The sequence below is a fragment of the Methylophaga pinxianii genome (assembly GCF_020447225.1).
In the GTDB taxonomy this organism is placed as follows: domain Bacteria; phylum Pseudomonadota; class Gammaproteobacteria; order Nitrosococcales; family Methylophagaceae; genus Methylophaga; species Methylophaga pinxianii.
Window position 1 is genome coordinate 1 of record NZ_JAJAEO010000120.1, and the last position, 8,703, is coordinate 8,703.

The 8,703-nt window shown below is 43.5% G+C and carries 8 protein-coding genes; 4 read left to right on the plus strand and 4 right to left on the minus strand.

Features of this window, described 5'->3' with window-relative positions:
• Window positions 1-112 (minus strand): TetR family transcriptional regulator (locus LGT40_RS01200; RefSeq protein WP_226343136.1); only part of this gene is annotated, 112 nt, incomplete at its 3' end.
• A gap of 102 nt (window positions 113-214) precedes the next feature.
• On the opposite strand from LGT40_RS01200, the gene LGT40_RS01205 reads away from it, so the two are divergent.
• Both LGT40_RS01205 and LGT40_RS01210 read left to right on the plus strand, forming a co-directional pair.
• A complete protein-coding gene (locus LGT40_RS01205) occupies window positions 215-691 on the plus strand; it encodes a nuclear transport factor 2 family protein (RefSeq protein WP_226075568.1) in 477 nt (158 codons plus the stop codon).
• Between the two features lie 88 nt (window positions 692-779).
• A complete protein-coding gene (locus tag LGT40_RS01210; RefSeq protein ID WP_226075566.1) occupies window positions 780-1,697 on the plus strand; it encodes a DUF808 domain-containing protein in 918 nt (305 codons plus the stop codon).
• Window positions 1,698-1,749: 52 nt separating this feature from the next.
• Here the strand turns inward: LGT40_RS01210 and LGT40_RS01215 are convergent, their stop codons facing one another.
• Both LGT40_RS01215 and LGT40_RS01220 read right to left on the minus strand, forming a co-directional pair.
• Window positions 1,750-3,138, minus strand: coding sequence for a DegQ family serine endoprotease (locus LGT40_RS01215; protein WP_226075564.1), 1,389 nt, complete (start codon window positions 3,136-3,138; stop codon window positions 1,750-1,752).
• A 19-nt stretch (window positions 3,139-3,157) separates the two neighbouring features.
• Window positions 3,158-4,051, minus strand: coding sequence for a DnaJ C-terminal domain-containing protein (locus tag LGT40_RS01220; RefSeq protein WP_226075560.1), 894 nt, complete (start codon window positions 4,049-4,051; stop codon window positions 3,158-3,160).
• 151 nt (window positions 4,052-4,202) lie between these two features.
• Between LGT40_RS01220 and LGT40_RS01225 the strand changes: the two genes are divergently transcribed.
• A complete protein-coding gene (locus LGT40_RS01225) occupies window positions 4,203-6,266 on the plus strand; it encodes a TonB-dependent receptor (RefSeq protein WP_226075558.1) in 2,064 nt (687 codons plus the stop codon).
• 71 nt (window positions 6,267-6,337) lie between these two features.
• On the opposite strand, the gene LGT40_RS01230 is transcribed toward LGT40_RS01225, so the two are convergent.
• On the minus strand, window positions 6,338-7,825 hold the full coding sequence (locus tag LGT40_RS01230) for a RimK family ATP-grasp domain-containing protein (protein WP_226075555.1): 1,488 nt from the start codon (window positions 7,823-7,825) through the stop codon (window positions 6,338-6,340).
• 167 nt (window positions 7,826-7,992) lie between these two features.
• On the opposite strand from LGT40_RS01230, the gene LGT40_RS01235 reads away from it, so the two are divergent.
• On the plus strand, window positions 7,993-8,703 hold a 711-nt coding region (locus LGT40_RS01235; protein ID WP_226343135.1), incomplete at its 3' end, for a DUF2817 domain-containing protein.

Here is an 8,703-nt window from a genome sequence, read left to right on the forward strand (position 1 = left end):
TTTTTTTTGCAACGCCGGCTGTTTGCAGGATTTGATTGATGCCGACAGCATGAATGCCTTGCTGATAGAACAGTTTGAATGCGGTGTGAATAAGTTGTTGACGTTTATCCATGCGAATTTCTCTTTGATTGTTAAGTCAGTTTGACAGAGGTATACCGATCTGTCTATTCTAGAGGTAGACAAATCGGTATGCCAGTATGTAAGGAGAAAACTTATGCATCAAATTGAACAAAAACCGCCATTTCCGCCATTTACCTTAGAGTCTGCAAAACAAAAAGTGCGAATGGCTGAAGATGGATGGAATAGTCGCGATCCAGAAAAAGTAGCTTTAGCGTATACCACTGACAGTCAATGGCGAAATCGCTCAGAATTTCCGTTGGGACGAGAACAGATAAAATCTTTTCTACAGAAAAAATGGCAGCGCGAACAGGAGTATCGGTTGGTAAAAGAGTTGTGGGCTTATACCGATAATCGAATTGCGGTGAGATTTGCTTATGAATGGCACGATGAAAATGGACAGTGGTATCGATCTTACGGTAATGAAAATTGGGAATTTGATGAAAATGGTCTTATGAAAACACGTTATGCCAGCATCAATGATTTAATGATTAATGAAAATGAACGGAAATTTCGATGGCCACAAGGTCGGCGTCCGGATGACTCCCCCAGCTTGAGTGACTTAGGGTTGTAAATATCAATTACATTAAGATAACGCATCAGAATATCTCTATAATCCGCAGGTAAACATCTTCTGCTACTTAATGACATGAGGAAAAGATATGGCCAGTGTTGGTTTACTTGCTTTAATTGATGATATCGCCACCTTGCTTGATGATGTCACATTGATGACAAAAGTTGCTGCCAAAAAGACTGCGGGGGTACTGGGAGATGATCTGGCGTTAAACGCCCAGCAAGTCAGTGGCATTGATGCCAGTAGAGAACTGCCGGTGGTCTGGGCAGTTGCAAAAGGATCCTTTGTAAACAAATTAATTCTGGTGCCGGCCGCATTATTGATCAGTGCTTTTTTTCCCTGGTTGGTTACTCCTTTAATGATGTTAGGGGGGTTATATCTTTGCTATGAAGGGGTAGAGAAGCTTGCCCATAAATTCATTCATGCAGAAGCTGAAGATGATGCGCATCATAATGAGTTAGTGCATGCGATCACCACACCGGACGTGGATATTGCCGAGTTTGAAAAAAGTAAAATCAAAGGGGCTATTCGAACTGACTTTATTCTTTCTGCAGAAATCATTGTCATTTCGTTGGGCGTGGCCCAAGGTGCCCCCATAATGACGCAAACCATGGTTGTCTCTTTGATTGCTATAGCGATGACCATTGGTGTGTATGGACTTGTCGCCGGAATAGTAAAATTTGATGATGCTGGATTAGCTTTAATAACCAGTGCCGGTAAGGACTGGTTTACACGATTTAAACGATCATTAGGGCAGGGTATCTTATGGCTTGCCCCAAAATTCATGAAGTTTTTATCTGTAGTCGGGATGTTGGCAATGTTTCTGGTCGGTGGAGGAATATTAGTCCACGGTCTGGCCTTTCTGCATCACTGGTTAGAGAGCTTTGTGGCCACTAGTTCGGTAATGATGCTTATAGTGCCCCAACTCTTCAATGCAGTGGTTGGAATCATTGCCGGTATATTGGTGTTGAGTTTGGTTTTAGCAATTAAACGAGTAGTGAAATAAGTGTTTAGGTATGGCGCGGAGAAACGTTTCTCCGCGCCATCAACAATCTGCTTTAGCGTAGCAAAATAAATAAAGCCTGATTTTCTCGAACCACGTTTAACAATAATTCCGGTTGGTTTGAGACCAACTGTTTAAATTGCTCAAGATTTGCAACTGGCTGTCTATTAACCGAAGTCACGATATCATTACTACGCAAACCGGCGATCCAGGCTGGGCTTCCCCGCTGAACTGAATACAACATGATGCCTTCCACCTTGCCATAAGCCGGTGAAGATGGCTCAATATCACCAAATGTGGCACCAACTAATTTAGGATGCACTTCGCCTGCCTGAACATTCGGTGAGCGTTGAACTTCAGTCACTTTGGCGGTCAGTGTCTGTGGTTTTCCATCACGAATAATGTCCAGCTGAATGGATTGGCCTACCATCAATAAACCAATAGTATTGCGTAGGTTGTCGGCATTTAAGAGCGACACACCATCAACGGCAGTTACCACATCGCCCACTTTAAGACCCGCTTTTTCAGCGGCAGAGTCTGCAATAACATTCGTGACAACAGCACCACCCCGATTGGCTTCAATGCCAAAGGCTTGTGCGAGTTCTGGGGTAATATCCTGCATTTGTACGCCAAGATAGGCACGACGCACTTCTCCATATTCCAGTAATTGATCAGTAATTTGTTTGACGAGATTACTGGGAATAGCAAAACCGATGCCGATATTACCGGCTTGACCAGGTGAAAAAATAGCCGTGTTAATACCGACCAATTCACCTCTCAGGTTAACCAGAGCACCACCTGAGTTACCGGGATTAATGGAGGCATCAGTCTGAATGAAATTTTCATAGCCCTCTAATCCCAGGCCGCTCCGACCTAATGCGCTGACAATACCTGAAGTTACTGTCTGTCCCAGACCAAATGGGTTACCAATCGCTACTACAAAATCGCCTACCCGCAAACTATCGGAATCCGCTAAAGGTAGCGCTGTAAGGTTTTCTGAAGGAATACGAATGACGGCCACATCTGTAGCGGGATCACTTCCTACTACCTCCGCTTGGAAGCTACGTCCGTCTTGCAATGAAACAGTGATCTCGTCGGCTCGTTGAATAACATGGTTATTAGTTAACACCAGGCCTTCTTTAGCATTGACAATAACCCCGCTACCAAGGCTTTGTGCTTGTCGAGTGCGGGGCTGTTGTTGTTCCGGAAGATTGAAGAAACGCCGGAAAAACGGATCGTTTAATAAGGGGTTATCCTGAACACGTACTTCACTGCGCGTAGCAATATTCACTACGGCAGGTTTTGACTGGTCCAACATCGGCGCCAGGGTAGGCATCTGGTTATCATCATCCAGCCAAGGAATGGGTAAGGCGGCGACAGCAACCTGAGTTAATAATGTTATGCCGGCTACCCAAACGACAGCAGATTTCAACTTGTTCATCATTTTGTCTTTACCTCAATGCTTATTCAAAGTTCTCACGAGGATTAAACGGAAGTTTTTCAGCCATTTGCTGATAAAACTTTTTCGCTTCTGCAGTATTGGCCGGAGGCGTCATGATTTGTAATACAACAAATTGATCTCCAGCGGTCTTACCTGGCAAGCCACGACCTTTTAAACGCATTTTTTGACCACTGCGTGCTCCTGCCGGGATATTCAGACTAATTTTTCCCGCTAAAGTTGGCGCAGTGATTTTTGCTCCCAAAGCGGCTTCCCAGGGAGCAATAGGTAAATCAAGATAAACATCCTTACCATCAAGCCGATAAAGCGAATGTGGTGCAATCTGAATTTCAAGGTATAAGTCGCCAGGTTTACCATTCATCCCTGCCTTGCCTTGACCGGTCAGACGGATTTTCTTACCTGGTTCAATTCCGGCAGGGATTTTGACACTGACGGTTCCCGTCTGTGTGGCGCCAGCAGGACGACGAATGGATTTATTTGCACCATGAAAGGCATCTTCTAATGAGATGGTGATTTTGGCGTTTACATCCTCACCCCTGGCAAAGAAATTATCACTTCGGCCACCGCCCATTCCTCCCATGCCACCAAACATGTTTTCGAAGAAGCTGCTGAAATTGCCTTGACCAAATCCACCCAAATTTTCTTCCCAGCCTGGTGGTGGGGAAAAAGATTGACCATGACGGAATTGACCGCCAAACTGGTCGTATTGAGCGCGTTTATCTTTATCACGTAATACTTCGTAAGCCTCACCGACTTCTTTGAATTTTTCTTCGGCGTTTTCTTCTTTGCTGACATCTGGATGATACTTACGCGCCAACGTCCGATAGGCTTTTTTAATTTCCTCGGGAGTCGCAGTTCGGCTTACGCCAAGAATTTTGTAATAGTCTTTATATTCCATGGGCTCGTTCGGATAAATTGATTTGAGTCAATACATGGGGATGATAGGACGTTTTTCAACGTCATTTAAGGATTTTTCTGATGTGTTGTAAAAAGACAACATGAGAAAATAAGTCAACTTTTTACAACATATAGCTCAGGAATCACAGCTCATGCCCACTTTACGTAAATTACCTATTCTGATGGCCTTGGCCACGGTGAATATTGCTCTACCGGCACATGCTCAGGAAGATCAGAATTTATCTCTTGACGAATTAGTTGTCACAGGAACCCGTTCCGGTACCCCTATCCTGGAATTGGCTGGTAATACCGGCAGAATTTCAGAAGAAGAAATCGATCTGGTGCGCCCGGATCACATCACTGAAATCGTCAATCGTGTCAGTGGTGTTAATATTCAGCGTGGTAATGGTCAGGAGCATCTGACGTCAATTCGTTCGCCTGTTTTAACAGGTGGTGCGGGTGCCGGGTCATTTTTGTTTTTAGAAGATGGTATCCCTTTACGTGCGGCAGGTTTTGCCAATGTGAACGGTCTGTTTGAAGTTAATTATGAACAGGCTGGCGGCATTGAAGTCGTACGTGGCCCGGGCAGTGCTTTGTATGGTTCTAATGCAGTCCACGGCTTAATCAATGTATTAAGTCGTGCCCCATCATTGGATCTTGAGCGTGAAATTGACCTTTCCATTGGGCCGCATGATTTATATCAAATGAAAGGAACTGTGAGTGATACCATTGGACAGCATGGTTACCGTCTAAGCGTAAATGGTACAACTGACGGCGGGTATGTCAGTGAAGCCGGATACGACCAGCAGAAAGTCAGCTTCCGTCATGATTATTATGGCGATATTGACAGCTTTAAAACCTTATTTAGCCATACCAATCTTAACCAGGAAACAGCCGGATATATAGAAGGGTTCAAAGCATACGAAGATGAAGGTCTTTCCCGAACCAATCCCAATCCTGAAGCCTATCGTGATGCTAAAGCGACTCGTTTATCCACCGAATGGGAGCGTCAGTTAACAGACACCTCTACCTTTAAACTGACACCTTATCTGCGTCATACCGAAATGGAATTCTTGATGCATTTTCTAAATGGACAGCCAGTAGAGAAAAATAAACACAGCAGTGTCGGCCTTTTAGCTGCATATACCAAAGATTTAAGCGGTGGACACAAGATTATATTTGGTACAGACTTTGAATATACAGAAGGTCAGTTATCAGAAATCCAGAATAACCCAACAGTATTTTTTGGACCAGATCCTAGTGATTTTGTACAAGGTGTGCATTATGACTATGAAGTTGATGCTACTGTGGTTGCACCTTATGTTCATAGTGAATGGCAGGTCTTGGATAAAACTCGGGTAACCGCTGGCGTCCGTTATGAATACACCAAATATGACTACACAAATAATACAGATTCACTAACGATTCCAGGGAATGGTCGTTATTTACGGCCAGACAGTGGGAAAGAAAATTTTAGTAATTTAAGTCCAAAATTGGGCCTCGTTCAGGAGTTGACTGATGATACTGCAGCGTTTATTAATTATGCTCGCGGTAATCGTGCTCCACAAACCACTGATTTATATCGTATTCAGCAAACTGGCGCGACCGGTGGTGCTGCTGATTCAGAGACGATTGATAGCATTGAGATTGGTGTTCGTAGTGTTGGCTCGGGACTACAGTATGAGATCGCTGCCTATCACATGAAGAAAAAAGATTATTTCTTTACAGACAGTAATCAAATTAACGTGCCAGATGGTAAAACGCAGCATACGGGTTTGGAACTAGGAGCTTTCTATCCATTTAACGAACAATTTGATATTGCAGCGAATGTTACCTTTGCCAAACACGAATATGACTTTAATCGGGAAACTAGCAATATTGAAAAAGGTGACTATCTGGTCACCGCTCCCAAACGTATGGGGAATATTCGTTTAGGCTGGAACATATCACCAGTAACTCGTGCAGAATTAGAGTGGATTCATATGGGCGAATACTACGTAACAGATGGAAATGATAAGAAGTATGAAGGACATGATGTATTCAACTTGCGTACTTCACATGAAGTGACAAGTAATTTGACGTTATACGGAAAAATCCACAATTTATTTAATACTGATTATGCGGAACGTGCGGATTACAATGGCTTTTCAGATGAATATCGCTACTTTGTCGGGGAAAAGCGTTACCTCCATGTTGGAGCAAGTTACTCTTTCTAAGGTAACGATAAGCTAAATTAAAGAAGCGGTGACTGATAATTCAGCCACCGCTTTTTTATATCTGAGCAATTTTAAGATTGACGATGTGCTTTACGAGCCTCAAGTCGTCGTAAAAACTCTCGCATAATATCGTCATAAAGAGCTGGTCCCAGATAGGCATCTTCAACGCCGCTATCAATGTTGGGATTATCATTGATTTCAATCAACACAACTCGGCTTCCACTTTGTTTGATATCAATACCATAGAGCCCATCTCCCACCAGTTTCGCTGATTTTGTCGCGATTTTAAGTACTTTTTCCGGAACTTCAGAAATGGGTACCGCAGCTGATTTGCCGGAATCGATGCCTTTTTTGGTGTTGTGGTTATAAATCTGCCAGTGGCCTTTGCTCATAAAATACTGGCAGGCATAAATCGGTTTGTTATTAAACATTCCGATACGCCAGTCATAATCGGTAAACATAAATTCCTGCAGCAATATTATTGCGGATTGCTGAAAAAACTCAGTGGCATTGCTACGCAGTTCGTCTGCATTGTTAACCTTAATTACGCCTTTGGAAAATGCGCCATCAGGAATTTTCATCACTAAAGGGAAAGTGGCTTCAGCACAGATTTTTTCCAACCCCGTTTTATCGTTGCGATACAGCAAGTGGGATTCCGGCATCGGCAAGTTATGTTTCTCCAACAGTTCTTTCAGATAGATCTTGTTAGTGCATCGAATGATAGAAGTCGGATCATCAATAACCACTAAACCTTCACTTTCAGCCCGCCGAGCAAATTTATAGGTGTGATTATGAATCGCTGTGGTCTCACGGATAAACAAGGCGTCATACTCGGCAATCCGAATATAATCTCTTGGCGTAATCAATTCCACGTCAATGCCAATGCGTTTGCCACTGGAAATAAAACGTTTTAGTGCGGTGGCGTCACTTGGCGGCATTTTTTCATCTGGATTATGCAGAATAGCCATATCGTAACGGTACTGGCGACGTTTGGAAGGCTTGCGCCACAATTTATGACTGAACGCATCCAAAGCATTGGCAAAATTATCCTGTTCATTATCACTGAGCTGATTAAGCGGTGCCGCTTTAATAGCCGAAATTAACCAATGCCCCTTGTGAGTAAACTCAATTTCGATGATCGGACAGGGATACTGTTCAAAAATTTGTCTCGCCAGCTTTTGCAGGCCTTTAAATTCACACTGCCCAAAAAACACTTTCAGTTTAAAACTGGTTTCAGACTGCTTATCACTGGCAGCAATGACTTTATCCAGCTGTGTCCCAAAATCAGACAAGTCGTAGGCATAAAGGCTTTTGCGTGACAGATCATTAATGGTTCGTAAACTGGGCATCACGCGATGTCCACGTGCCTCAGCCACCATAGAACAATAATAACCGGGACTCAGATATTCCAGGCCATGACAGAGATTAATTATTTGCGCACGCTCGCTCGCAGAAGGGGAAGGCGTTTGTAAGTAATCATCTACTGCGATGACTTGAGCGCTGGGGAAGTAAGGAGCCCAGTCTTCGATATTTTCTAAAATTATCAAATGGTTAGTCATGTAACTTTAATATTGCTCCGAATCAGGTTAGCCAGACGATTTGTGCATCATAAAGTGATTGTGTCATGGTTGTGATAAATATTTTTGCCACTATGCTGATTATCTGGTCAAAATCATAAAAGTCGCCTATTCTTCGCCGAAATTTTATGTACAGGAGAGTTGTTGCCATGTATGCAGAAGCCGTTCTGAGTGTGTTTTCTCAACGCTATGCTGGTGCACGAGACAAGTTCATATCAGCAGTGGAAACAAGCTCCATTGTCGAACGGGTCAACAATATTGTCCACCCTGTTCGTGGACCGAAAAACGAACGTTTGTTCTGTGATATTGCCTGGGCTGGTAGTCCCAAGGCCAAAAATGTTCTGATACTGGTCTCCGGTGTTCATGGTGTTGAAGGTGGTGTGGGATCAGCTATCCAGTCTGACTTTGTTGGACGTCATCGGCGTTTACCTGCTGATGTGTGTGTGGTGATGGTTCATGCGCTTAATCCCTGGGGATTTGCCTGTGCCAGCAGAAATGATCATGAAGGCATCGATATTAATCGTAATTTTGTCGATTTTAATGTCAATCTACCTGACTCATGTGAAGCGGTGGCCATATGGGAAAAGCTTAGTAAACAGAGGGATGCTGTGAATCAGGTTGGTGAGCACCGGGAGCAGTTTGATAAGCTCAGCCAAGGCCAATATACAGATGCAAAAGCACTTTATTTCGGTGGAGAGAAAGCCAGTTGGTCCCGTCAAACCATCGAAGAATTGGTTGCTCAAATCAAACCGGAAAAACGAGACCAAGTGATTGTTATTGATATCCATAGTGGACTTGGGCCTTACGGGTATGGTGAGCTTATCAGTGAGTATCTTCCTGAAAGTACCGGCCAAAAAAAA